18 protein-coding genes are annotated in these 26639 nt (G+C 61.6%); 8 read left to right on the top strand and 10 right to left on the bottom strand.

The genetic code is table 11. The features are described from left to right. Positions 1 to 17: 17 nt before the first annotated feature. A complete protein-coding gene (locus ACSQ83_RS12430; protein WP_436228312.1) occupies positions 18 to 1955 on the bottom strand; it encodes an ATP-binding cassette domain-containing protein in 1938 nt (645 codons plus the stop codon). A gap of 156 nt (positions 1956 to 2111) precedes the next feature. Between ACSQ83_RS12430 and ACSQ83_RS12425 the strand changes: the two genes are divergently transcribed. The 4 genes from ACSQ83_RS12425 (at position 2112) to ACSQ83_RS12410 (ending at position 6456) form a co-directional block, all read left to right on the top strand. After that, on the top strand, positions 2112 to 2591 hold the full coding sequence (locus tag ACSQ83_RS12425; protein ID WP_436228311.1) for a glutathione peroxidase: 480 nt from the start codon (positions 2112 to 2114) through the stop codon (positions 2589 to 2591). A 365-nt stretch (positions 2592 to 2956) separates the two neighbouring features. After that, positions 2957 to 3715 carry a FadR/GntR family transcriptional regulator gene (locus ACSQ83_RS12420; RefSeq protein ID WP_414966999.1) on the top strand — a complete coding sequence of 253 codons (759 nt, stop codon included), beginning with the start codon at positions 2957 to 2959 and terminating at the stop codon, positions 3713 to 3715. Between the two features lie 85 nt (positions 3716 to 3800). Further along, entirely contained in the window at positions 3801 to 5513 is a 1713-nt protein-coding gene (locus ACSQ83_RS12415) for an IlvD/Edd family dehydratase (protein WP_436228310.1), read from the top strand. Positions 5514 to 5538: 25 nt separating this feature from the next. After that, positions 5539 to 6456: a dihydrodipicolinate synthase family protein gene (locus ACSQ83_RS12410; protein WP_436228309.1), complete on the top strand. Its 918-nt coding sequence runs from the start codon at positions 5539 to 5541 to the stop codon at positions 6454 to 6456. 20 nt (positions 6457 to 6476) lie between these two features. Here the strand turns inward: ACSQ83_RS12410 and cls are convergent, their stop codons facing one another. The 6 genes from cls to dapC all read right to left on the bottom strand — a co-directional run bounded on the left by cls (position 6477) and on the right by dapC (position 12603). Continuing rightward, positions 6477 to 7940, bottom strand: coding sequence for a cardiolipin synthase (cls, locus tag ACSQ83_RS12405; RefSeq protein ID WP_436228308.1), 1464 nt, complete (start codon positions 7938 to 7940; stop codon positions 6477 to 6479). A gap of 34 nt (positions 7941 to 7974) precedes the next feature. Then, a complete protein-coding gene (gene prmB / locus ACSQ83_RS12400) occupies positions 7975 to 8859 on the bottom strand; it encodes a 50S ribosomal protein L3 N(5)-glutamine methyltransferase (RefSeq protein WP_414948347.1) in 885 nt (294 codons plus the stop codon). A gap of 28 nt (positions 8860 to 8887) precedes the next feature. Continuing rightward, positions 8888 to 10027: a succinyl-diaminopimelate desuccinylase gene (gene dapE / locus ACSQ83_RS12395; protein WP_414948348.1), complete on the bottom strand. Its 1140-nt coding sequence runs from the start codon at positions 10025 to 10027 to the stop codon at positions 8888 to 8890. Positions 10028 to 10143: 116 nt separating this feature from the next. Then, a complete protein-coding gene (locus ACSQ83_RS12390) occupies positions 10144 to 10506 on the bottom strand; it encodes an ArsC family reductase (RefSeq protein ID WP_414948349.1) in 363 nt (120 codons plus the stop codon). 3 nt (positions 10507 to 10509) lie between these two features. Next, positions 10510 to 11337 carry a 2,3,4,5-tetrahydropyridine-2,6-dicarboxylate N-succinyltransferase gene (gene dapD, locus ACSQ83_RS12385; protein ID WP_436228307.1) on the bottom strand — a complete coding sequence of 276 codons (828 nt, stop codon included), beginning with the start codon at positions 11335 to 11337 and terminating at the stop codon, positions 10510 to 10512. 51 nt (positions 11338 to 11388) lie between these two features. Continuing rightward, positions 11389 to 12603, bottom strand: coding sequence for a succinyldiaminopimelate transaminase (gene dapC / locus ACSQ83_RS12380; protein WP_436228306.1), 1215 nt, complete (start codon positions 12601 to 12603; stop codon positions 11389 to 11391). A gap of 530 nt (positions 12604 to 13133) precedes the next feature. Between dapC and smc the strand changes: the two genes are divergently transcribed. From smc to def, 4 genes are all read left to right on the top strand, one after another. After that, a complete protein-coding gene (gene smc / locus ACSQ83_RS12375) occupies positions 13134 to 16649 on the top strand; it encodes a chromosome segregation protein SMC (RefSeq protein ID WP_436228305.1) in 3516 nt (1171 codons plus the stop codon). A 251-nt stretch (positions 16650 to 16900) separates the two neighbouring features. Further along, entirely contained in the window at positions 16901 to 18145 is a 1245-nt protein-coding gene (locus ACSQ83_RS12370) for a cell division protein ZipA C-terminal FtsZ-binding domain-containing protein (protein ID WP_436228304.1), read from the top strand. A gap of 134 nt (positions 18146 to 18279) precedes the next feature. After that, entirely contained in the window at positions 18280 to 20400 is a 2121-nt protein-coding gene (ligA, locus tag ACSQ83_RS12365) for an NAD-dependent DNA ligase LigA (RefSeq protein WP_414948354.1), read from the top strand. Further along, positions 20397 to 20930 (top strand): peptide deformylase, encoded by a 534-nt coding sequence (gene def / locus ACSQ83_RS12360; protein WP_414948355.1) that lies wholly within the window; start codon positions 20397 to 20399, stop codon positions 20928 to 20930. Before ligA ends, def begins: the two co-directional genes overlap by 4 nt. Before the next feature lie 226 nt (positions 20931 to 21156). Here the strand turns inward: def and ACSQ83_RS12355 are convergent, their stop codons facing one another. From ACSQ83_RS12355 to ACSQ83_RS12345, 3 genes are all read right to left on the bottom strand, one after another. Then, on the bottom strand, positions 21157 to 21396 hold the full coding sequence (locus ACSQ83_RS12355) for a hypothetical protein (RefSeq protein ID WP_414948356.1): 240 nt from the start codon (positions 21394 to 21396) through the stop codon (positions 21157 to 21159). A 216-nt stretch (positions 21397 to 21612) separates the two neighbouring features. Beyond that, complete coding sequence (locus ACSQ83_RS12350) at positions 21613 to 23838, bottom strand: pseudouridine synthase (protein ID WP_436228303.1); 2226 nt, start codon at positions 23836 to 23838, stop codon at positions 21613 to 21615. A gap of 6 nt (positions 23839 to 23844) precedes the next feature. Beyond that, positions 23845 to 26430 (bottom strand): [protein-PII] uridylyltransferase, encoded by a 2586-nt coding sequence (locus ACSQ83_RS12345; protein ID WP_414948359.1) that lies wholly within the window; start codon positions 26428 to 26430, stop codon positions 23845 to 23847. Between the last annotated feature and the right edge of the window lie 209 nt (positions 26431 to 26639).

Here is a 26639-nt window from a genome sequence, read left to right as displayed (position 1 = left end):
AGTAATGCAGCGGGCGTTCAGCCAATCTGCTCCAGTTCCTCGTGCGCCTCTAACCATTGCGCTTCGAGCGCTTCCAGCTGACCGTTCACATCGGCCTGACGGCGGATCGATTCCGTGAGTTGCGTCTTCATGGCGGGCTCGTAACTGGCGGCGTCGGCTACGAAAATATCGAGCTGCGCTTTCTCGGCATTCAGCTTGTCCATCTCCTTCTCGATCTTCGAAATCCGCGATTGCAGCGGCTTTTTCAAATGTGAGAGTTTCTGCCGCTCCTGTGCCTCCTGGCGACGCTGCTCCTTGCGGTTCTGCCCCGAATCCAGCGAATCGTCCGCTGAACCGTTGTTGACCATATCCTTGGCCGCCGCCCGCTGCTCGGCCGCGTGTTGCAGCAACCAGTCGCGATAATCGTCGAGGTCGCCATCAAAAGGCTGCAGCCTATGTTTGGCCACGAGCATGAAATTGTCCGTGGTGGCGCGCAGCAAATGGCGATCGTGCGACACCAGGATTAACGTGCCTTCGAACTGCGCGAGCGCCATGGTCAGCGCGTGACGCGTTTCGAGATCCAGATGGTTCGTCGGTTCGTCGAGAAGCAGCAGATTCGGCTTTTGCCAGATGATCAGCGCAAGCGCGAGCCGCGCCTTTTCTCCACCGGAAAACGGCGCGATCTTCGCAGTCGCCATCTCGCCGGAAAAATTGAAGCCACCCAGGAAATCGCGTAGTTCCTGTTCGCGTGTGTCGGGCGCGAGCCGGGCCACGTGCTCCAGCGCCGAGTCTTGCGGACGCAGCGTTTCGAGTTGATGCTGCGCGAAATAGCCAATGCGCAAGCCCTTACCCTCACGCACCTTGCCGCTCAACGCTTCAAGCGTGCCCGCCAGCGTCTTGATGAGCGTCGATTTCCCTTGTCCGTTCGCACCCAGCAAGCCAATTCGCTGGCCGTTCTGAATGGACAGCGTGACGCCTTCCACAATTGGCACCTCACCAGCGTCCGTGTGATATCCGCAGCGCACGGACTCCATCACCATCATCGGGTTCGGCGCGGCATCCGGCGCGCGGAACTCGAATGTGAAAGGCGAAGAAGCGTGCGCCGGTGCGATGATTTCCATGCGCTCCAGCGCCTTCACACGGCTTTGCGCCTGCTTCGCTTTGGTCGCTTGCGCCTTGAAACGGTTGATGAAGCTTTGCAGATGTTCGACGGTCTTTTGCTGCTTCACGTACGCGCTTTGCTGCAACGCGATTTGTTGCGCGCGCAGGATTTCGAACTGGCTGTAATTGCCGCCGTAACGCTTGATCTGCCGGTTTTCCAGATGCAGCGTGACATTGCAGACGGAATCGAGGAATTCGCGATCGTGAGAAATCACGATCAGCGTTCCCGGATACCGGTGCAACCAGTCTTCCAGCCAGATGATCGCGTCGAGATCCAGGTGGTTCGTGGGTTCGTCGAGCAGCAGCAGGTCCGAGCGGCACATCAGCGCTTGCGCCAGGTTCAGGCGCATGCGCCAGCCGCCCGAGAAGCTCGCCACGGGCTCTTTTGTTTGCGCGAGCGTGAAGCCCAGGCCGATCAGCAGGGTTTCGGCGCGGGCGGGCGCGGTATAACCGTCGGCGTCGGCGAAAGCGGCGTGCGCGTCGGCTTCAGCGGCGCCGTCGTGAGCCGCCGATGCCGCCGCAATTCGCGCTTCGATGCGTCGCAATTGCGTGTCGCCGTCAAGCGTGTAGTCGAGCGCGGTGCGATCCACGGCCGGCGTTTCCTGCGCGACGTGCGCGATTTGCCACGACGGCGGCATCGAGAAATCGCCACCGTCGGAGTGCAGATCGCCACGCAGCACGGAGAAAAGCGTGGACTTCCCCGCGCCGTTAGCGCCGATGAGCCCCGCCTTTTCGCCAGGATTGAGCGCGAACGTGGTCTGTTCGAAGAGCGGTTTGGTGCCGCGGGCAAGGCTGAACTGGTTGAAGCGAATCACGGCGTGGAGACCCAGGCATGTACGGGAAAACGCTATTTTAGACCGGCGCGGGTGCGCGTCACCGGCTCATTGACATTGGGACGCCGTTAGCCGATCGGCCGAGTGTTTTTTGACCCGGGTTTCGCTTAGACTGGATTTTTTCAGGCGGAGCATCGAATGAACCCTATCTACTCGTTTTCGGCGGAAACCCTGGGCGGCGAAACCGTCAGCATGGACAGTTATCAGGGCAAGGTGCTGCTGATCGTGAACACGGCGAGCGAGTGCGGGTTCACGCCGCAGTACAAGGGCTTGCAGGAGTTGCACGAGCGTTATGCGGATCGCGGGTTTGCGGTGCTGGGCTTCCCGTGCAATCAGTTTGGCAAACAGGAACCGGGCGATGCGGCGCAAATTGGCAGCTTTTGCGAGCAGAACTATGGGGTCACGTTTCCCATGTTTGCGAAAGTCGATGTGAACGGGGCGAACGCGCATCCGCTGTTCCGTTATCTGACCGAGGAAGCGCCGGGCGTGCTGGGAACGGAAGGCATCAAGTGGAACTTCACGAAGTTCCTGGTCGACAAGCAAGGCGACGTGATCACCCGGTTCGGCTCGGTGACGAAGCCGGATGCGATTTCGAGTGATATCGAAAAGCTGCTCTGACGCCTGATTGGCGTTAGTGGCTTGATCTGACGGGACCGGAGGCCTCGGCTGTCTGGTTCGTTGAAGGCGTCGTCCGGCCGGGCGTCGCCGATCAACATATTCTGTCTGTATGTTCCCGGGAACCCGTCCGGTGTTTCTGCACGCCTGTATGTCTCCGGAGCGGTCGAGTCGAAGGGCACGTTATAGCGCTCAGACAATCGCCCGGCGGCCCGCCGAGCCCGGCAACGGCTTTCGTCCAATTGCCGTGAGTGTGAAATTATGTCGTACATATTCCATTTTTACGAAGAAATTATGTATGATTTAATTTTTTCTACCCACACCCATTGGCCGTCGCGATGAAACCAGAAAACGCAGGCTCGCCAACCATGACGAAGCTGCATGAGGCGATCGTTGTCCATCTAGTTGACGCGATCGTTTCGGGCGACTACCCCGTTGGCTCGTCCCTGCCGAACGAAATGGAACTCGCCACCGCGCATGGCGTAAGCCGTACGGCTGCCCGCGAGGCGATGCAGAAGCTCGCTTCACTTGGCCTGATCGAGAGCAGGCGACGCAAGGGCGCGACCGTTCTCGCGCGGGAATCGTGGAAATTGCTGGATGCGTCGGTGCTGGACATGGCGGTCTTGCGGGTAGAGGACGTGTCGTTTTTCCAGGCGCTGGTCGAAGCGCGTTTGTTGATCGAACCACGTGCCGCCGAACTTGCGGCAACAAGGGCTTCCGAGCGTGATCTTGCGCGGATCGAAGCCGCGCTGAACGCGATGGCCGGCGAAGCGGACGGCACGCGCGGCGCAGGCTGGGCGGCGGCGGATGTCGCTTTTCACGCCGGCATTATCGAAGCGGCCGGGAATTGGGTCTTCACGCAATTGATCGGCACGGTCCGGGCCGCGCTGGACGCAGGCATTCGCCTGACCGGCAAGCAGGCGCTGTCGGCAGAGGCGTCGCTGGAACAGCATTGCGCTGTATTCGATGCAATCCGGAGCCGCCAGCCCGCAGAGGCGCACGCGGCAATGACGCGGTTGCTTCTCGCCACTCAACGTGACTTCAACGCGCTGGAAAAAGGCGCGGCTCGGTCTGAAGTTGTGACCAGAAAGATGGCTTCTCAAGAACAAGAACAGGACATTGGGTAATCGCGCGCCGTCCTTAAGTCGTCCTTAAACCGGCACGCACATCCATCTCAACACCCCACAACGGCGCTCCGCCACGAGACAAGACATGCGCAAACTTCGCTCGCAACAATGGTTCGGTACACACGGCAAGGACGGTTTCATTCACCGCTCGTGGATGAAAAACCAGGGCATTCCCCACGACAACTTCGATGGCCGTCCGGTGATCGGCATCTGCAACACCTGGTCGGAACTGACGCCGTGCAACGCTCATTTCCGCGAGCTGGCGGAATACGTGAAACGGGGTGTTCGCGAGGCGGGCGGCCTACCGCTCGAATTCCCGGTGATGTCGCTCGGCGAGTCGAACCTGAGACCGACCGCCATGTTGTTTCGCAATCTCGCGTCAATGGATGTGGAGGAATCGATTCGCGGCAATCCTCTCGATGGGGTGATCCTGCTCGTCGGCTGCGACAAGACCACCCCCGCGTTGCTGATGGGCGCGGCATCGTGCAATTTGCCCGCGCTGGCCGTATCCGGCGGGCCGATGTTGAACGGTCGCTATCGCGGCAAGACGATCGGTTCGGGCACGGGCGTCTGGCAAATGTCGGAGGAAGTGCGCGCGGGCACCATGACGCAAGAGGAATTCACCGAAGCCGAGTCGTGCATGAACCGTTCGCGCGGACATTGCATGACGATGGGCACGGCCTCCACCATGGCGTCGATGGTCGAATCGCTCGGCATGGGCTTGCCGCATAACGCGGCCATTCCCGCCGTCGATGCCCGCCGTCAGGTGCTGGCCCATATGGCCGGCCGGCGTATCGTCGATATGGTGCATGAAGACCTCACGATGGACAAAATCCTCACGCGCGAAGCCTTCGAGAACGCAATTCGCACGAATGCCGCGATTGGCGGATCGACGAATGCGGTGGTGCATCTGATCGCACTCGCCAAGCGCATTGGCGTGCCGCTGACGCTCGACGATTGGGAGCTGGGTTCCGACGTGCCGTGTCTCGTGAATCTCCAGCCTTCGGGCGAATACCTGATGGAGGATTTCTACTACGCGGGCGGTTTGCCGGCCGTGCTGAAGCAGCTTGGCGAACACGGTTTGCTGCACAAGAACGCGCTGACCGTGAACGGCAAGACGATCTGGGACAACGTGTCGAATGCCCGCAACGACGACGAAAAAGTCATCACGCTGTTCGCGGCACCGTTCAAGCCGAAGGCCGGTATAGCAGTGCTGAGGGGCAATCTCGCGCCGAATGGCGCCGTGATCAAACCGTCGGCGGCATCGCAACATTTGCTGAAACATCGCGGCCGCGCGGTCGTGTTCGAAAATGTGGAGGAATTGCACGCGAAGGTGGATGACGAAGCCCTTGATATCGATGAGCACTGCGTCATGGTCTTGAAGGGCGCGGGGCCGAAGGGTTATCCAGGGTTCGCTGAAGTCGGCAACATGCCGCTGCCGAAAAAGGTGCTCCAGAAGGGCATTACCGACATGGTCCGCATTTCGGATGGCCGGATGAGCGGCACTGCGTACGGCGCGGTCGTATTGCACGTGTCGCCGGAAGCGGCAGCGGGCGGACCGCTCGCGCTTGTGCAGACCGGCGACATGATTGAACTCGATGTCGAAGCGCGCCGGCTGCATCTGGAAGTTTCCGATGAAGAACTCGAACGGCGTCGTGCGTTATGGACCAAGCCAGCGTCGCCACTGCGCGGTTATGTGAAGCTCTACGTCGATCACGTACTGCAGGCGGACCAGGGCGCCGACCTTGATTTCCTCGTCGGCTCAAGCGGCGCGCCTGTGCCGCGCGACTCTCATTGAACATCGAAGATCAGGTCCGACGCATATGACTGCAACAAACGATTTCTCGCCCGCCGGCATCTGGCCGGTTCTCTACGCTTATTTCGATGAACACAACGAGCTCGATCGCGACGCCATGCGCGTGCAAGTTGAGCGGACCATTGCCGCCGGTGCTCCCGGTATCGTGGTACTCGGTCTCGCAACCGAAGTGCAGCGTTTGTCGCGGGCTGAGCGTGAGCAAGTGGTGAACTGGGCGCGCGAGGACATTGAATCTCGCGTCCCGCTGGCGGTGACCGTCACCGGCGACACCGTCCAGGAGCAGACCGAATTCGGCAATTGGGCCGTGGCGCACGGCGCGCAATGGCTGATTCTGCAACCACCATCAACGCGAACCGAGCCCGAACGCTTTTACTTCGATTTCTTCGCCGCCGTCATGAACGGCTTGACTGACACAGCCGGCGCAGGCATTCAAAACGCGCCGGAATATCTGGGCGCCGGTTTGTCGCCGGAAGCGCTCGCCGAACTGGCGCAGCAGTGCCCGAATTTTCGCTGGTTAAAGGGTGAGGGCGCGGCGACGGTGTTGCGTACGACCATCGACTGCCTGGCGGCGGCCGGCAGCACAATGCCTGTTTTCAATGGGCGCGGCGGGCAGGAGTTGCTCGACAACTTGCGCGCCGGTTGCGCGGGCATGATCGTCGCGCCGGACAGCTTCGATCATCAGGTGGAGATTTTTCGCGCATTCGCGAACGACGATCCGGCCGCGGCGCAGCTGCACTATGAGGAGGTGTTGCCGGCGATTGTCTTCGTGATGCAGTCGCTCGACGCGCTCACGTGTTACGGCAAGCGCATTGCGGCATGGCGAATGGGGTTTGAGGTGAAGCACGATCGCGGGATCAAGCCGACAGCATTCGGCCTGGAATGCGCCCGGCGATTCGCCCATCACCTCGGACCTTACGTGGGCTAAAAGCGGGGCTTAAACCCGCGTCAAAGAATGGGTGAAAACAAGCGCGCAACGTGCATCGCCATGCGGCGCCAGGCTGGCGCGCCGAGATAATCGTCGCGGCTGATTTCCCATGATTGCGCAAAGTCATCGAGCAGCATTTTTTCGACTTCGCTCGCAAAGCCCTTGTCCACGGTCAGGACCATGATCTCGAAGTTGAGACGAAACGAGCGGTTATCGAGATTCGCGCTGCCAATGGCGGCGGACATGTCGTCCACCAGCACCACTTTCTGATGCAGGAAGCCCGGGCGATATCGAAAGATCTTCACGCCTGCGAGCAGCGCATCGTAGGCATAGAGTTTCGACGCAGCAAACACCACGCGATGATCGCGGCGGCTAGGAATCAGGATTCGCACGTCGACGCCGCGCATAACGGCAAGCCGCAGCGCCGAGAACACGGCTTCATCGGGAATGAGATACGGCGTCGTGATCCAGATTCGCGAACGCGCCGCGTTGATTGCTTCGACGAAAAACAGCGAGCACGTTTCCTGATGGTCGGCGGGGCCGCTCGCGAGGATGAGGCAGCTCATATCGTCTGCTGATGTCTTCGACGCTTCCACTTCCGGAATGCGCTGCGTCGCCCAGTACCAGTCTTCGATGAACACAAACTGAATGCTCGCGACCGCCGGGCCGCGCACTTCAATGTGCGTATCGCGCCAGGGCGACAAACGCGGATTCGCGCCGAGATATTCGACGCCCACGTTATGACCGCCTACAAACGCACATTCGCCATCAACCACCACGATCTTCCGATGATTACGGAAGTTGATCTGGAAGCGATTGACGAACTTGCGCTTGGTCGCGAACGGATGCGTTTGCACGCCGCCCGCGCGCAAGGTGTTGACGTAGCGTTTGGGTAAATCGAAGCTGCCGATGCTGTCGTAGAGAAAATAAACGCGCACGCCTTGCTGCGCTTTTTTGAGCAGCAGGTCTTTCAGTCGATTGCCGAGATCATCGGCGCGGACGATGAAAAACTGCACGACCACATAGCTTTTCGCTGCGTCGATGGCTTTAAAAATTGCATCGAACGTGGCGTCGCCGTTGATCAGCACACGCACGGAATTGCCGCGCAGGAACGGCATGCCGCTCAACCGCGTCAGCGCACGGATAGTTGGATGGCCTAGATATTCCGCCGGATCTCCGGCCGCTGCGCCGCGCAGGCGGGCGGCTTCATCGGGAAAATTCCATTCTGTCGGATGCGCACTCTTGCGCAGGATCTCGTTTTCCAGCCGGCGCGCATCGATGTAACCAGCGAACTTGCTGCGCCCGAGAAAGAGATACGGGATCAGCGTGAAGTACGGCATGGCGACAAGCGACACGGCCCACGCGACCGCGCCTTGCGAGGTGCGCGTGTTGAGCACCGCGTGGCACGCGGCGGCCGCGCCCAGCAAATGGGCGAGCATCACGAACGTGCCCAGATGAAGCCAGTCCTGCCACTCGAAGTGCATGTGCGCGCTTGGCCTAAAGTCGAAAGTTGCGCCGTCAGCCCGGCAAGTCGGCTGCCTGGATGAGAAACACGTTGTCGTCGCCGGCGCTGGTCGAGAGCCAGACAATGTCGAGGCCGCCGAGCGTGGCTTCAACGTTGGCCCGTTCGTTGCCAATTTCGACGACGAGCACGCCGTCTTCGGTCAGCCACTTGCGCGCTTCGCCCACAATCCGCTTCACGATATCCATGCCGTCCGCGCCGCCCGCGAGCGCAAGTTCCGGCTCGTGGCGATATTCGGCGGGCAAGGTCTGCATGGCCAGCGCGTTGACGTACGGCGGATTCGTGATGATGACTTCGTAGCGGCCCACGGGCAGCGGTCCGAACAGATCACCTTCGTACAACGCGACGCGCGAATCCAGGTCGTAGTCGTCCACGTTTTTATGCGCGACTTCCAGCGCGGGCGCGGAGATGTCGACGGCATCGATGTCAGCATTCACGAACGCCTGCGCCGCCAGAATCGCGAGGCAACCGGAACCCGTGCAGAGTTCGAGCACGCGCGAGACTTCATCCGGGTCCTGCACATACGGCTGCAAGCCATCCTGCAGCAACTCGCCAATAAACGAACGCGGCACGATCACGCGTTCATCGACGTAGAAACGGTGCCCGTGCATCCACGCTTCGTTCGTAATGTATGCCGCTGGCACGCGATCCGTCGCGCGGCGCTCGATCACTTTCATGATGGCGTCAATTTCGGTGTCAAGCAGGCGGGCGTCGAGGAACGGGTCGAGTGTGTCGAGCGGCAAATGCAGGGTATGCAGCACAAGGTACGCGGCTTCATCGAATGCATTCGATGAACCGTGGCCGAACGACAAGTTTGCCTCTGTAAAACGCGAGACGGCAAAACGCAGCAGATCGCGAACGGTGGTGAAGGGAAGCGCCATCGCAGGCTCCTTATAAGGGTGAGTCGGATCAGGCAAGCAGGGTTTCAAGCACGCGTTTGTACACGTTTTTCAATGGTTCGATAAACGCAACTTCAACGTGTTCGTCGATCTTGTGAATGCTGCCGTTGGGCGGTCCGAATTCGACCACCTGTTCGCAGATGCGCGCAATGAAGCGTCCATCTGATGTGCCGCCCGTGGTGGACAGTTCGGTGCGCACGCCGGTTTCATCGAAAATGGCTTGTTCCAGCGCGTTCGACAACGTGCCGCGCGGCGTGAGGAACGGCAGGCCGCTGACGCTCCACGCGAGATCGTAATCGAGCGCGTGTTTATCGAGGATCGCGTGAACGCGGCTTTGCAGCCCTTCCACCGTGCTTGCCGTGGAAAAGCGGAAATTGAACATCAAGTCGATATGACCCGGGATCACGTTCGTTGCGCCCGTGCCGCTGTGCAAGTTGGACACTTGCCACGTGGTCGGCGGGAAATATTCGTTGCCGTCGTCCCAATGCGTGGAGACCAGTTCAGCGAGCGCTGGCGCGAGCAAGTGAATTGGATTCTTCGCGAGATGCGGGTAAGCAATATGCCCTTGCACGCCTTTCACGACCAGCCTGCCGGACATGGAACCGCGACGGCCGTTCTTGACCATATCGCCGAGCGTGGCGCTTGAAGTGGGTTCGCCCACAATGCAGTAATCCAGCCGCTCGCCGCGCGCTTTCAACGCTTCGATCACTTTGACGGTGCCGTCGGTGGCGGGGCCTTCTTCGTCGCTGGTGATCAGGAATGCAAGCGAGCCGCGATGCGCCGGATGCGCCGCTATGAACTCTTCGCTCGACACGACGAACGCGGCGATCGACGTCTTCATGTCCGCTGCGCCGCGACCGTACAACTTGCCGTCGCGGTGAGTCGGCACGAACGGCGGCGATGTCCATTGTTCCAGCGGCCCGGTCGGCACGACGTCGGTATGACCGGCGAACGCGAGGAGCTTGCCGTCGGTTCCGTCCGTGCCGCGTTTCACGGCCCAGAGATTCGTGACGCCGCCCGACGCGATCGTTTCGCACTCGAAGCCGATCGCGGCCAGGCGCTCGATCAACACGTTCTGGCAATGCTGATCGTCGGGCGTGACGGACGCGCGCGCGATGAGTTGTTCCGAGAGAAGAAGGGTGCCGGACATGGATTCGAGCCACTTTCAATAAAAAATGCCGGCGCGGCGGCCGGCAGGGATCAAGATTCGCGCGCCTTTATTGAAGGGGCACGCGATGCTGCGCTTAAAAGCTTGGAGCTCAATCTTTAAACGAACAGCGTTTCGTACTTCTCGGCATCGAATCCGAGAGATTTCACGCGGCCGTTCACGACCAGCACGGGCCGCTTGATGATCGACGGCTTGTGGATCATCAACGCGATCGCACCGGCGGTGGAACCGGCTTCGTCCTTGTAGGTATCCGACAGGCCGCGCCACGTCGTGCCGCGCCGGTTGATCAGTTCGTCGAGCGTGACGTCCTTCAACCAGTCCTGCAACAAGGCTGTGTTCACCCCGGCTTTCTTGAAGTCGTGGAACTCGAACGGCACGTCATGTTCTTCCAGCCAAACGCGTGCTTTTCGCACGGTGTCGCAATTCGGAATGCCATACACGACGATCTTTTTCGCGGCCATGGATCAATCGCCTCGCAGCAACTCGTTCAGGCCAACCTTGGCACGCGTTTTCGCGTCCACCTTCTTCACGATCACCGCGCAGTACAGGCTGTGCGAACCGTCCTTCGACGGCAGGTTGCCCGCGACCACGACCGATCCCGCCGGGATGCGGCCATACGTGACCGAACCCGTTTCGCGATCATAGATCTTGGTGCTCTGGCCGAGATACACACCCATGGAAATCACGGAGTTCTCTTCCACGATCACACCTTCCACGACTTCCGAACGCGCGCCAATAAAGCAGTTGTCTTCGATGATCACCGGGTTCGCCTGCAGCGGCTCCAGCACGCCGCCAATGCCCACGCCGCCCGACAAGTGCACGTTCTTGCCGATCTGCGCGCACGAACCGACGGTGGCCCAGGTATCGACCATCGTGCCTTCATCGACATACGCGCCGATGTTCGTGTACGACGGCATCAGCACGACGTTTTTAGCGATAAACGCACCGCGGCGGGCAATAGCCGGCGGCACGACGCGAAAACCGCCTGCAGCGAAATCTTCGGCCGTGTAGTTGGCGAACTTCGACGGCACTTTGTCGTAGAACTGGCTGTAACCGCCAGCCGGCATCGGCGCGTTGTCTTCCAGGCGGAACGACAGCAACACTGCTTTCTTCAGCCATTGATTCACGATCCATTCGCCGTCCCGTTTCTCGGCAACGCGGGCCAAGCCTTTATCGAGTTGCTCGATGGCGTGAGCGACAGCCTCGCGCACGTCGGCAGGGGCCGATTTCGGCGACAGCTCGGCGCGGTTGTCCCAGGCGGTATCGATGATCTGCTGAAGTTGTTGCGACATGGTCGTGACTTAAGTGAGTGCTGCGATTTAAGGAGGGAGTTACCGGGCCAACTACCGCTGAGCAAGCGCGCTGCAAAATTCGACGATACGCCGTGCACCTTCCACGCATTCGTCGACATCGGCAACTAGCGCAATGCGAATGAAGCCGCTGCCGGGATTCGTGCCGTGCGCGTCTCGCGCCAGATACGAGCCCGGCAAAACCGTCACATTATAGTCGGCGTGAAGGCGGGCGGCGAACTCGGTGTCGGTGAGTCCGGTGCGCGCCACGTTCGCCCACAAATAGAACGCGGCGTCGGGCAGACGGACGTCAAGCACCTCGGCGAGCATGGGAGTGACGGTCGTGAATTTCCTGAGGTACAGCGCGCGGTTTTCGCGCACATGCGCCTCGTCTTTCCACGCAACCACGCTCGCTGCCTGAAACATGGGTGAGAGCGCTGCGCCGTGATAGGTGCGGTAAAGCAGGAATTGCTTGAGTATCGACGCATCGCCGGCGACAAAACCCGAGCGCATGCCGGGTACGTTCGAACGCTTGGACAAGCTCGACAGCATCACCAGCCGGTCGAAACCGCGGCCGAGCTTGTGGGCGGCTTCCAGGCAGCCCAGCGGAGGCGTGGCTTCGTTGAAATAGATCTCGGAATAGCATTCATCGGAGGCAATCACGAAGCCGTGGCGATCCGAGAGCGCGAACAGCTCGCGCCAGTCTTCCAGCGTCAGCACCGCGCCGGTCGGGTTGCCCGGCGAGCAAACGTAGAGCAATTGGGTGCGTGCCCAGACGGCGTCGGGGACGGCTGCGTAATCGCAGGCGAAGTTGCGCGCCGGATCGCTGTTCACGAAGTACGGCTCGGCGCCGGCCAGCAAGGCTGCGCCTTCGTAGATCTGATAGAACGGATTCGGGCAGACCACAATGGGCGCCTCGCCCTTGCTGCGGCTGTCGATCACGGTCTGGGCGAGCGAAAAAAGCGCTTCACGGGAGCCGGAGACGGGCAAGACTTCCGTGGCGGCATTGACCGCGGGCAGGCCGTAGCGCTCTTTTGTCCAGTCAGCAATGGCCTGGCGCAATGGCTCGCTGCCCGCCGTAGCGGGATAGGACGCGAGGCCGGACATCGCGTTCACGACTGCCTCGCGAATCAGCGCCGGCGTTGCATGTTTCGGCTCACCAATACCGAAGCTGATAGGCGTCCAATCGGCGCGCGGCGTGACGCCTTTGAATAGCGCGCGCAATTTTTCGAATGGATACGGCTGAAGTTTCTGGAGAAGTGGATTCACGGCGAAGTCGGTGCAGACGTTGAAACGACAAGGCTCGGATTATATCCCCCTCGTCGCCCCGGGTTGGGTTTGCAGGGGCGTCAGGGCGGTTTTTGCCGGGGCGGGGAAGGCGGGTTCCAATGCGGGAAGGCGTCCGGCCACGGCCGCCGGCAATCGCGCTGAAATCACCCGGCATCGGCCGTGCAGAACCCGGCAGGCCTGCCGTTGCGAGGAGAAATCCCTGTGTCAGCAAACCAAAAGAATTCAAGACCGGCGATGGTATGATTGTCACCGTTCGCCGGGTTGCGTGCTTGCGGTCGGTTACAGGTTATATAGAAGGGTTATATATAAACCGTCGAGCAATAGCACCACGGGTTGCGCGCCGCCGCTTCGAATCAAGCTTTGATCGCACCGAGCTGGTTCAACGGGGTTCGACCCACCACCCGAGCGTTTTCGACCGGCGTTAGTTGTTATCTCCTGCCGCACAAGCATCACGGCTCGGAGGCTCGCCGGCCCGTTCTCCCGAATTCTTTTCAATCAGCGATATCGCCGTGCGTCTGACCTCGATAAAACTCGCTGGCTTCAAGTCCTTCGTCGATCCCACCCATTTCCAGGTCCCAGGCCAGCTTGTCGGCGTGGTCGGCCCGAATGGCTGCGGCAAATCCAACATCATCGACGCCGTGCGCTGGGTGCTCGGCGAATCGCGCGCGTCCGAGCTGCGCGGCGAGTCGATGCAGGACGTGATCTTCAACGGCTCCACGGCGCGCAAGCCGGGCAGCCGCGCCAGCGTCGAACTCATCTTCGATAACGCCGACGGCCGGGCCGGGGGCCAGTGGGGCACCTACGCCGAAATCGCCGTCAAGCGCGTTTTAACGCGCGACGGCACGTCGAGCTACTACATCAACAACCTGCCAGCCCGCCGCCGCGATATCCAGGACATCTTCCTGGGTACGGGTCTCGGACCGCGTGCTTACGCGATCATCGGGCAGGGCATGATTGCGCGGATCATCGAAGCGAAGCCTGAAGAACTGCGCGTGTTCCTGGAAGAAGCCGCGGGCGTGTCCAAGTACAAGGAACGCCGCCGCGAGACCGAAAACCGCCTGCACGATACCCGCGAAAACCTGACGCGCGTGGAAGACATCGTGCGCGAGTTGAGCGCGAATCTGGAGAAGCTCGAAGCCCAGGCGATTGTCGCGACGAAATACAAGACGTTGCAGGCCGATGGCGAGGAAAAACAACGGCTGCTGTGGCTGTTGCGCAAAAACGAGGCGGGCAACGAGTCGGAGCGCCAGCAGCGCGCCATCAGCGACGCGCAGATCGAACTCGAAGCACAAACCGCCAAGCTGCGTGAAGTCGAAGCGCAACTGGAAACGTTGCGGGTGGCGCACTACAGCGCAAGCGATGCCATGCAGGGCGCGCAGGGTTCGCTGTACGAAGCGAACTCGGAAGTGGCCAAGCTCGAGGCTGAGATCCGCTTTATCGTGGAATCGCGTAATCGGGTGCAGGCGCAGATCGCGGCGTTGAGCGCTCAGCGCGAACAGTGGCAGATGCAGGCCGAGAAAGCCCGCGGCGAGATCACGGACGCCGAAGAGGCGCTGGCTATCGGCGAGGAAAAGGCGGCAATCGCGCAAGAAACAGCGGCTGCGAAACACGACGAATTGCCCGCGCTCGAAGCGCGTTTCCGCGATGCCCAGGCCGAGTTGAACGCAGAGCGCGGCGGTATCGCGCAGACTGAACAAGCGCTGAAACTCGAGGCCGCGCATCAGCGCAATGCTGATCAGCAACTGCAGCAATTGCAGCAGCGCCACGAACGCCTGAAAAGTGAAGCGGGCGGCCTGGACGCGCCCGACGAAGCGCAGCTCGAAGAGTTGCGCATGCAACTCGCCGAGCACGAAGAAATTCTCGCTGAAGCGCAAGGCCGCCTCTCCGACGCGCAGGACACGCTGCCGCGTCTGGATGGCGAGCGTCGCGCGGCACAAGAGAAAGTGCAGGCCGAAAGCGCGCAGATTCACCAGCTCGAAGCGCGGCTCGCGGCGCTGAAGCAGTTGCAGGAAAACGTTCAGACTGAAGGCAAGATCCAGCCGTGGCTCGACAAACACGAACTCGGCTCGTTGCCGCGCTTGTGGAAAAAGCTGCACGTTGAAGCGGGTTGGGAAACGGCGCTGGAGTCGGTGCTGCGTGAGCGGATCGCGGCGTTGGAAGTATCGAATCTCGATTGGGTGAAGGCGTTTGCCACTGATGCGCCGCCCGCGAAGCTCGCGTTTTATGCCCCGCCCAACGCCGGCCGTCCTCAGGAAACGCCCGCCGGTTTGCGTCCATTGCTCGCTCTGATCCGTATCGATGATGCCGGTCTGCGCGCCGTGCTGACCGACTGGCTGGGCCAGATTTTTGTCGCCGATGACATCGCCCAGGCGCTTGCCTCGCGTTCGCAATTGCCGGACGGCGCTGCGTTCGTGGTAAAGGCCGGGCATGTGGTGACGCGGGTTGGCGTGCAGCTTTATGCCGCCGACTCCGAACAGGCCGGCATGCTTGCCCGCCAGCAGGAAATCGAAAATCTGACGAAGCAAGTGCGCGCACAAGCGCTCCTCGCCGATGAAGCCAAGGCAGCGGCTATTCGAGCGGAAGCGGCGCATACGCAGGCATCGGCGAGTCTCGGAGACGCCCGCTCCTCCGCCGAACGCGCGACCCAGCGTGTCCACGCCTTGCAAATGGACGTGTTGAAGCTTGCTCAGGCGCAAGAGCGCTATATGCAGCGCAGCACGCAGATCCGCGAGGAACTGGCTGAAATCACCGCGCAAATCGATGAACAGCGTGCATTGCGGGCTGAATCGGAAGCGAATTTCGAGCGCCATGACGGCGAACTCGCTGAGTTGCAGGCACGTTTCGAAGATCATCAACTGGCGTTCGAAGCACTCGACGAATCGTTGACCAACGCGCGCCAGCAAGCGCGCGACCTCGAACGCGCGGCCACCGACGCCAGCTTCGCGGCGCGTGGGCTGGCGGCGAAGATCGAGGAGTATCGGCGCAACATTGAAACGGCGAAGGATCAGAGCGAACGCGTCGCCGGTGCACTGGAAGACGCCCGCGCTGAACTTGAAACGATCAACGAGCAAACGGCGCACACCGGCTTGCAGGACGCGCTCGAATTGCGCGCGGAGCGGGAAGCGGCGCTGCAATCGGCCCGCATCGAACTCGACGACCTCACCGCGCGGCTGCGTCAGGCCGACGAATTGCGGCTGATCGCGGAACGTTCGCTCCAGCCTTTGCGCGACAAGATCAACGAATTGCAGTTGAAGGAACAGGCGGCACGCATCAGCGGCGAACAGTTCATCGAGCAACTGGCGGCCGCGGGTGTGGATGAAGCCGAGTTGCAGGCCAAGCTCACGCCGGATATGAAACCGTCGTATTTGCAGGGCGAAGTCACGCGGCTGAACAATGCGATCGCGGCGCTTGGCGCCGTGAACATGGCGGCGCTCGACGAGCTTGCCGCAGCCAGCGAGCGCAAGGAGTTCCTCGACGCGCAATCGGCGGATTTGAACGATGCCATCGGCACGCTGGAAGACGCGATCCACAAGATCGACCAGGAAACGCGGTCGTTGCTGCAAGGCACGTTCGACGAAGTGAACCGTCATTTTGGCGAGCTTTTCCCGCGTCTTTTCGGCGGCGGCCAAGCAAAACTCGTGATGACCGGCGACGAAATCCTGGATGCGGGCGTGCAAGTGCTCGCGCAACCGCCGGGCAAGAAGAATTCGACCATTCACTTGTTGTCGGGCGGCGAAAAGGCCCTCACCGCCACCGCGCTCGTGTTTGCGATGTTCCAGTTGAATCCGGCGCCGTTCTGTCTGCTGGACGAAGTGGACGCGCCACTCGACGACGCCAATACCGAGCGCTTTGCGAATCTTGTACGGGCGATGTCGGAGAAGACGCAATTCCTCTTCATCTCGCACAACAAGATCGCGATGGAAATGGCGCAGCAACTGATTGGCGTGACGATGCAGGAACAGGGCGTCTCGCGGATCGTTGCCGTGGATATGGAATCCGCAGCGGGTTTCGCCCAGAATGCGTGAACGTCTGGCCGGGCTTTTTAGAACGGACAGCAAGATTTAGTGTGAAAAAGCAGGGAGAACAGGCCTGGGAGGCCCGTTCTGGCGCGCAGTCGCGGAGTGGCTCCATGCAGATCGATTGATTGGTTCGATACCGCGTGGGCCGCAGATCGCGCAGCGTAAGCTCAACAAGCGCTCAAATGAGCGCGGGATGCCTCAATAAGCGCTCGCCAAGCGCGCCGAGAGCGCAGCCGGAAAAGAATGACGGAGAGTGCATGGACGAGTTGACACTCGGGTTGATTGGAGCGGGTGCCGTGGTGGTTGGCGGCGTAGTGGTTTATAACGCGTGGCAAGGCGCCAAAGTGCGCCGCAAGATGCCGCGCCCGATGCCTGACGAAGCAGCAGAGTCGCTCGCGCGCAGCGACACCGACGAGGAGCAGCCGTTCATTGAACCGACACGCCCGGTCAGGCGTGAACCCGCCATGGGCGAGGGCGATACACCGGACACACGAGTCGAGCCGAGCTTTGGCGGGGCACCGCTTTCCACGGTTGCACCGGCCGATACCGCAGTCGATATCCAGGCTGAAGCGACCTCGGTGAATGGCGATTTCCCGGAGCCGGATTCATCGGCCATATCGCCCATTTTGGCCGACGATGACGAACCCGTTTTGCCCGCGGCAACCACGATTTCATCGGCGCCGCCGGCTATCGTGGACCGTCGGATCGATTGCGTGGTGCCCATCCGTTTGCTTGCCCCCATTCCCGCTGAGAAGCTCATCCCGAGCGCGCAAAAGCTGCGCCGCGCGGGCGCGAAGCCCGTGCATATTGAAGGCAAGCCGGAAGGCGGCACGACCTGGGAATTGCTCAAGAACGGCGCGCGTTATGAAGAATTGCGCGCGGCGGTGCAACTAGCCAATCGCGGCGGTCCGCTGAACGAACTGGAATTCTCGGAGTTCGTCACAGGCGTACAGCGTTTCGCCGATGGCATCGACGGTTCCCCCGAATTTCCCGACATGCTTGAAACCGTCGGCATGGCGCGTGAACTCGACGGGTTCGCGGCTCAGTGCGACGCGCAATTGTCGATCAACATTCTCTCCGACGGCGCGCCGTGGTCGGCCAACTACGTGCAGGCGGTGGCCTCGCAAGACGGCTTGCTGCTCTCGCGCGACGGTACGCGTTTCGTCAAGCTCGATGCACGCCAGAACCCGGTGTTCATGCTGCTTTTCGGCGATACCAACTTCCTGCGCGACGACCTGACGTACAAGGGCGGCCAGATGATCACGCTGGTGCTGGACGTACCGGTCGCCGACGAAGACATCCTGCCGTTCCGCCTGATGTGCGATTACGCGAAGTCGCTCTCCGAGCGCGTTGGCGCGCGCGTGGTGGACGACCAGCGCCGGCCATTGCCGGAATCGTCGCTGCTCGCCATTGAAAAGCAGTTGATGACGCTGTACGCAAAGCTCGAACAGGCGGGTATTCCGGCGGGCTCCCCCGCCACGCGGCGCTTGTTCAGCCAGTAAGGATCTTACGGCGGCGGCCGTCTGACAGGTAGCGGTTTCGTAAGGCATCGGCTATACGGCCGATGTCACGATTCACTGATCTCTGAGACAATCGACAGGTCGGTTTCTTCTAACTTTCTAGCCTGTCTCGCCGCATGTCTGCCAAACCGAAAGCCGCTTCTAAAGCGGGTCCTAAAGCTGATCCCAAAGCTGCCTCCGCCACTTCCGCGGCGCGGGGCGCGCCCATCGCCAGCGCCGAGCGGCCGGCTGAGCGCGCCGTCTGGCTGCGCACGGAACTCGAGCGTGCCAACTACGCGTATTACGTTCTCGATCAGCCGGATCTGCCCGACGCCGAATACGACGTCCTGTTCAAGGAACTGCAGCAGATCGAGACCGATCAGCCCGACCTGATTACGCCCGATTCCCCCACGCAACGCGTCGGCGGCCAGGTCGCAACGGGTTTCCAGCCGGTCACGCACGACGTGCCCATGCTCTCGTTGAACAACGGTTTCGCTGACGAAGACATCATCGCCTTCGATAAACGCGTGGCCGACGCGCTCGGTCACTCGCCCGTGGAATATGCGTGCGAACTGAAATTCGACGGGCTTGCCATTTCCCTGCGTTACGACGACGGCATCTTCGTCCAGGCGGCCACGCGCGGCGATGGCGCGACCGGCGAAGAGGTTACCGAGAATGTGCGCACCATCCGCTCTATCCCGCTGAAGCTCAAGGGTAAGAACATCCCGAAGCGGCTCGATGTGCGCGGCGAAGTGCTCATGTTCAAGCGCGATTTTGAAAAGATCAACGCGCGCCAGCGCGAAGCCGAACAACGCGAGTTTGCGAACCCGCGTAATGCGGCGGCTGGCGGTTTGCGGCAACTCGATCCCAAGATGACCGCGCAGCGCCAGTTGTCGTTTTTCGCTTATGGCATCGGCGTACTGGACGGCGCGGAGATGCCGGTGTCGCATTCGGCACTGCTCGACTGGTACAAGGAAATGGGCTTGCCGGTCAACTCGGAACGTGGCGTGGTGCAAGGCGCCGAGGGCCTGCTCGAGTTCTTCCGCAAGACGGGCGAGCAACGCGATGGTTTGCCGTACGACATCGACGGCGTCGTCTATAAGGTCAACCAGCGCGACGAGCAGGACAAGCTGGGTTTCGTCTCGCGTGCGCCGCGCTTTGCGCTTGCACACAAGTTTCCCGCGCAGGAAGCGCTCACGCAGTTGCTGGCAATTGACGTACAAGTTGGCCGTACGGGCGCCATCACGCCGGTCGCGCGCCTTACGCCTGTGTTTGTCGGCGGCGCGACGGTAACGAATGCCACGCTGCATAACGAGGACGAAGTGCGGCGCAAGGACATCCGTATCGGCGACACCGTGATCGTGCGCCGTGCCGGCGACGTGATTCCCGAAGTGGTCGGCGCGATTCTCGACCGGCGTCCGGACGATGCCCGCGAGTTCGTGATGCCGACCGAGTGCCCGGTGTGCGGATCGAAGATAGAAAGGCTTCCTGACGAAGCCATTGCGCGATGCACCGGCGGCCTGATCTGTCCCGCGCAGCGCAAACAGGCGCTTTGGCACTTCGCGCAGCGGCGCGCGCTGGATATCGACGGGCTGGGTGAGAAGATCATCGACCAACTGGTCGACGAGAACATCGTGCGCACGCCGGCGGACTTGTTCAATCTTGGTGTGGCAACGCTCGCTGCGCTGGATCGTTTCGCTGATAAATCCGCTCAGAATCTGTACGATTCCCTCGAGAAGGCGAAACAAACCACGTTGCCGCGGTTTCTGTACGCGCTGGGTATTCGTCACGTCGGGGAATCGACGGCGAAGGACCTCGCCAAGCATTTTGGCTCGCTCGATCCGATCATGGCGGCGAGCGTTGAAGAATTGCTGGAAGTGAACGATGTCGGGCCTGTCGTGGCCGAGTCGCTGCACAACTTTTTTAGCGAAGAACACAATCAGATGGTGATCGACCAGTTGCGCGCGCCGGGCAAGGTGACGTGGCCCGAAGGCCCGCCCGCGCCCAAGGCGCCGCAGGGGGTTCTTGCCGGCAAGACGGTCGTGCTCACTGGCACGCTGCCTAACTTGTCCCGCGAAGACGCGAAGGAAATGCTGGAGGCGGCGGGCGCGAAAGTGGCGGGATCGGTATCGAAGAAAACAGATTACGTGGTGGCGGGAGCGGAGGCGGGCAGCAAGCTTGTGAAGGCTGAAGAACTCGGCGTCCCGGTGCTCGACGAAGATGGTATGCGCAAGCTTTTGGAGGGAGAAACCCCATGATCCGCGAAATCCTCAAAATGGGCGATCCGCGTTTGTTGCGTATCGCCGAGTCGGTTGACCATTTCGATACCCCGGAGCTGCACGCTCTTGTTGAAGACATGTTCGACACCATGCGCCACGCCAACGGCGCAGGGTTGGCCGCGCCGCAGATTGGCGTGGATTTGCAGGTCGTGATTTTCGGTTTTGCGCAAAACGACCGGTATCCGGAGGCTGAACCGGTACCGGAAACGGTGCTGATCAACCCGATCATCACGCCGGTTTCGCACGACATGGAAGAAGGCTGGGAAGGCTGTTTGTCGGTGCCGGGCCTGCGGGGCGCGGTGCAGCGGTACACCATGATCCGTTATCAGGGTTTCGATCAGTACGGTTCACCCATCGAACGGCTGGCAGAAGGGTTTCACGCGCGCGTCGTGCAGCACGAATGCGATCACCTGATCGGCAAGCTTTATCCCATGCGTGTGACGGACTTCTCGAAATTCGGCTTCACCGAGGTCCTGTTTCCAGGGCTCGATCCGAAAAGCGACGATTGATCAATAGGGGCCGCCGTGCTGGTCTGAGAGTCTTTTCAGCCATAAGATGAAATAAGGGCCGCGAAGAATCGCGGCCCTTTTATTTGGCTAGATGCAGTTCTCGAGCAGCGCGTGACGAAATGGCGATTCGCTCGGCCATGCCGCACGAAACCCGGCCGTTCAGCCGGATGCTTGTTGCACCTGGAAATCACAGCCGCCGGAGCCCGGCAGCTTTCATCGTCAAGCGTCAAGCGAAGCTTTTCTTGGGTCCCGACGCCATTGCCGGTTGGCGGAACAATGCGATGTGCTCCGGATTCGCCGATGCCTGCAGGCGTCCATCCGGCAACCGTGCGATAACAACTTCACCCACGCCGGGGCTCGTGACGACGACTTCGTCGCGAACCGCGAGCAGCGCATCGAGTCGACGTCTGCCGCTGACGATTTCGAGGCCGGTTTTCGTTTCGCGAACAATGATCTCAACGGACATGGCAATTCTCCAGTAGCACTGCGCCCAGCACACGCGACTCGAAGCGGTAAATTGCGCGTGTACCTGACTAACGGTCATGCGTCATATTTTCTTTAATCAAAAAGCTGGCCAAAAAAAATCGATGCGATCGGCGGGTGCCGTTCGCATCGATTGGTAACAATTTCGTCGTTTTTCCGCGACGCCTGAAGCCCGCGGAAAGCGTGAGCGAAGCTGCTTTTAGAACGCTTCGTCCGCGCCCAGGTAACGCCATTGGCCCTGCGGCAAGGCGCCGAGCGTTACGCGTCCCATCCGGATACGCTTCAGGCCAACCACTTCCAGCCCGACCAGCTCGCACATCCGGCGAATCTGGCGCTTTTTGCCTTCACGCAACACGAAACGCAACTGTTCGCCATTTTGCCAACTGACTTGCGCTGTCTTGAGCGGCACGTCGTCGAGCGAGAGGCCGTGGCGCAGCAGCGCAAGGCTTTCAGGCGGGAAATGCGGTTCGATATCGACTTCGAGATCGCCGAATTTCACGCGCACGAGATATTCCTTATCGACGTCCGAATGACCACCGATCAGTTGCTTCGCCACCCGGCCATCCTGGGTCAGCACGAGCAGGCCGGTCGAATCGATGTCCAGACGTCCCGCCGGTGCAAGCGTGCGCAAATGCAGCGGCGTGAAGCGGATGCCTGACTGGTCGTCGGCCCAATGGTTGGACGGATTGACCAGCGTGACAGCCGGCTGATAACCGTCTTCCGCCTGACCCGACACGTAGCCAACCGGTTTGTGGATCAGGATGGTGACCTGCTGCATCTGGGCCGCGTGCGCGGCGGGTGCAATTTCAACGTTCTGGTCGGGACGAATCTTGGTGCCGAGCGTATCGATGACTTCTCCGTCGACCAGCACCCAGCCCTTTTCGATCCATTCATCGGCTTCGCGGCGCGAACACAGGCCGAGCTCCGACATCACCTTCGACAAGCGCACGAGCCCTTCTTCATTTTCGCGTGCGATGCGAGCGGGTGAGGGAGGTGCGTCGGCGTCACGCGGTTTTGACGGCTTCGATACCGGTTTGCGCGCGGCAGGCTTCCGGTCGTCGCCGAAACGTCCGGATGTGTCGCGAGCTGCGTAAGGGCTGTCGCTCGATGGCCGTTGACGGTCGGTGGGAGCGGGGCGCGGGCTCCCGTCGTGCGAGTGATTGCGCTCGCGCGGGGTGCCACGGTCGCCGCCGCGGTCATTGAACGATGGGCGAGGCGTGCGATCGCCGCCCGGACCGCGCGAGTCGTCGCGGGGTTTGAACGGACGGCGTTCGCTGTCGCCTGACGGACGGTCGCCGCGCGGGGCGCCGCGGTCGCCGAACGACGGGCGCGGGCCGCGATCGCTGCTGGGACCACGCGGAGCGTCGCCGCGAGGTGTGAACGGACGGCGTTCGCCGTCGCCCGAAGGCCGATCGCCACGCGGGGCGCCACGGTCGCCAAAGGACGGACGCGGGCCGCGGTCGCTGCTGGGACCGCGCGGAGCATCGCCACGCGGCGTGTACGGACGGCGTTCACCATCGCCAGACGGCCGATCGCCACGCGGGGCGCCACGGTCGCCAAAGGACGGACGCGGGCCGCGGTCGCTGCTGGGACCGCGCGGAGCATCGCCACGCGGCGTGTACGGACGACGTTCGCCGTCGCCGGAAGAAGGCCGGTCGCCACGCGGAGCGCCACGGTCGCCAAAGGAAGGGCGTGGACCGCGATCGCTGCTCGGACCACGCGGAGCATCGCCACGCGGCGTGTACGGACGGCGTTCGCCGTCGCCGGAAGAAGGCCGGTCGCCACGCGGAGCGCCACGGTCGCCAAAGGAAGGGCGTGGACCGCGATCGCTGCTCGGACCACGCGGAGCATCGCCACGCGGCGCATACGGACGACGTTCACCATCGCCAGAAGAGGGCCGATCACCACGCGGAGCACCACGATCACCAAAGGAAGGGCGCGGACCACGGTCGCTGCTCGGACCACGCGGAGCATCGCCACGCGGCGCATACGGACGACGTTCACCATCGCCCGAAGGCCGATCACCACGCGGAGCACCACGATCACCAAACGAAGGGCGCGGACCACGATCGCTGCTCGGACCACGTGGGGCGTCGCCGCGAGGCGCATACGGACGACGTTCACCGTCGCCCGAAGGCCGATCACCACGCGGTGCCCCGCGATCCTCAAACGAAGGCCGCGCTCCGCGATCCCCCGCGCCACGCGAGTCATCGCTACGCGCCTTGAAAGGTTTCCGCTCGCCCGCACCCGAACCAGCACCCGCTGGCCGTGCACCGCCCGCAGGTTTCTCACTACGCGCTGGCCGCTCGGCGCTCGCCATCTCGGCGCGCGGGGGTTTCTTCCGGCCGGCAGCGCTGCCGGTACGGACGGGGGAACGTGCCGGCGATGCCGGGCGCGGGTGCTTCGCTGTCAGTTTGACGCGCATATATTCTCAGGCTGCGATCGCGCGCAGCAGTTCAGTTTCGACCTGGATCTGTGTCCGGTTGTCGGATAGGGTTTTGCCGTCGAGCAGGAACACGTCTTCCACGCGTTCGCCAAGCGTATTGATCCGCGCCGCGTGGACGCCGATCCGGTGCTGGGCCAGAACCCGCGCGATCGAATAAAGGAGGCCCTGCCGGTCGTTAGCCGATACGGACAGGATGTAATACTGACCACGTTCGTCGGGACGCAAGTCCACGCGCGGCGTGATCGGAAAAGTGCGTACAAGCCGTGAAAGCCGTCCCTTCGACGGTTCCGGCAAGATGCCCTCGGCGGTCAGCAACATACTCAACTGCTGTTCGACGAGATTCGCAATGTCGCGATAATGCCCGTCATGGTCCGGATGCGCGACCAGAAAATTGTCGAGCGCATAGCCGTGCCGCGTGGTCGTCACGCGGGCATCGAGCACGGACAGGCCATTTTTGTCGAAATAAGCACAGATACCGGCGAACAGATCAGGCCGGTCCTGCACGTACACCAGCACCTGGAGCGCGGCGCCAATCGGCGACGGCCGTGCCCGCACAATGGGCTTCTCGCTCTCCACATGCTTATAAAGCACGCGGGTTTGCCAGGCGATATCGGCGGCGTCGTGGCGCAGGAAATAGCCGACATCGAGCTTGTCCCACAACACTTTTTCCGCGTTTTCAGGCACGGTTTCAAGCCGCAGCAACGCGAGCGCGTCTTCCTGACGTGACTTGAGTTCCGAGTGCGCGTGCAGTTCGGCGCCGCCGAGCACGGCGCGCGTGGCGCGGTACAAATCCTCGAGCAGCTTGCCTTTCCACGCGTTCCAGACCTTGGGACTGGTGCCGCGAATATCGGCAACGGTCAGCAGATACAGCGCGGTCAGCCGCCGCTCGGTCTTGACCATCGATGCAAATTGCTTGATGACTTCCGGATCGCTCGTGTCCTGCTTTTGCGCAACCTGGCTCATGGTCAGATGTTGTTCCACGAGCCACACCACCAGGTCGCTGTCGTCCGCGCCAACATCGTGTTCACGGCAAAAACGCCGTGCATCCGCCATGCCGAGCACGGAGTGATCGCCGCCGCGGCCCTTGGCAATATCGTGGAAAAGCGCGGCGATGTACAACACCCACGGGCGCTCGAAATTGCCCATTAGCTGGCTGCAGAACGGATATTCATGCGCGTGTTCGGCCATCGCGAAACGGCGGATATTGCGCAACACCATCAGGATGTGCTGATCGACCGTATAGACGTGATACAGGTCGTGCTGCATCTGGCCGACAATGCGCCGGAAGTTGAGCAGGTATCGCCCCAGCACGCTCGTCTGGTTCATCAGCCGCAGGGCGTGCGTGATGCCTTCGGGCTGCTTCAGGATCTCCATGAAGAGGCGCCGGTTCTCGGCGTCCCGCCGCCAGTCGCGGCCCATCAGGTCACGGGCGTTATAGATTGCCCGCAGCGTCCGGGCGGACAAACCCTTCACGCCGCGCGTCTGTTCGTACAGAAGGAACGCTTCGAGAATGGCGTTGGGTTCGCGTTCGAACACGTCGTCGCTGGCAATTTCCAGCATGCCTTGCTTCTCGACGAAGCGTTCGTTGAGCACGCGCGTAATGCCACTCGTCGATGGAAACAGTTGCGCTTCCACGTTCTGGATCAGGATGGTGGCAAGCTGCGTGACGGCCTTCGCGGCCCAGTAATAGCGGCGCATGAGCTGTTCGCTCGCGCGCTTGGACGATGTCGCTTTGTAGCCCAGACTTTCGGCCAATGCCGTTTGCAAGTCGAAGACGAGAATGTCCTGGCGCCGCCGCGCGATCACATGCAGCCGCGCGCGCAGGGTCTTCAGAAAGCCTTCGTTTCTGCGCAGTTCGCTCGCTTCGCGTTCGGTGATGAGGCCGCGCGAATCCAGTTCACGCCAGCTGCTGCCGAAACCGGCCGCGCGCGAGATCCACAAAATAAGCTGCAAGTCGCGCAGGCCGCCGGGACTTTCCTTGATATTCGGCTCGAGGCTGTACGGCGTGTCCTGATACTTCGCGTGCCGCTGGCGCATTTCCAGGACTTTCGCCTGGAAGAAAGCGCGCGGATCAAGCGTTTGCCGATACCGCGCCTCAAACGTCTCGAACAGGGTTTCACTGCCAACGATGCGCCGCGCTTCCAGCAGGGAGGTCTGGATGGTGATGTCGTTGCTCGCTTCATCGATACATTGCGTCACCGAACGCACGCTGCTGCCGATGTCCAGGCCAAGATCCCACGCCATGCCGATCAACTGTTCGATGCGCGCGGCCTGTGAGGCAGCGTGGTCGGGCGTCTCGTCATCGGGCAGGAGAACGAGGATATCGACGTCGGAATAGGGCGCGAGCTCGCCGCGCCCGTAGCCGCCGACCGCAACCAGCGCCGCCGATTTTGGCATCGCGCAGGCATCCCAGGCGCCTCGGAGCGCATCGTCGGTCGCGCGCCCGAGGGCGTGCATCAGGCCATCGACGTTGGTTGCGCTTTGGAAACGCTCGAGCAGGGCCGCCTTGGCCGTCTTGTAGGAGGCTTTCAACGAATCAGCGCGGGGCGGGGCGTCGGCAGGTACGCTCATGGGCAGGCGGGTCGTGAGGTCAGTGGGTGAAAATTGATCGTGGCGAACAGGCGGTTCGCAGGCTTTCGGGTTCGCGGCTTTCAAGCAGGTCACGGCGATGCAGTCAGCGCGCATCCCACTTTGACCGCTCGCAGCGTATGACACAAACGAATGCCTGCCCAGACTTGACCGCGAGCCTGAGTTGCCCGGGAGACAAGGTGGGATAGTGC

The organism is Caballeronia sp. LjRoot29, assembly GCF_964252755.1.
Lineage (GTDB): Bacteria > Pseudomonadota > Gammaproteobacteria > Burkholderiales > Burkholderiaceae > Caballeronia.
The sequence above is the reverse complement of the archived record's forward strand: the minus strand, read 5'-3'. Positions and strand labels throughout refer to the sequence as shown.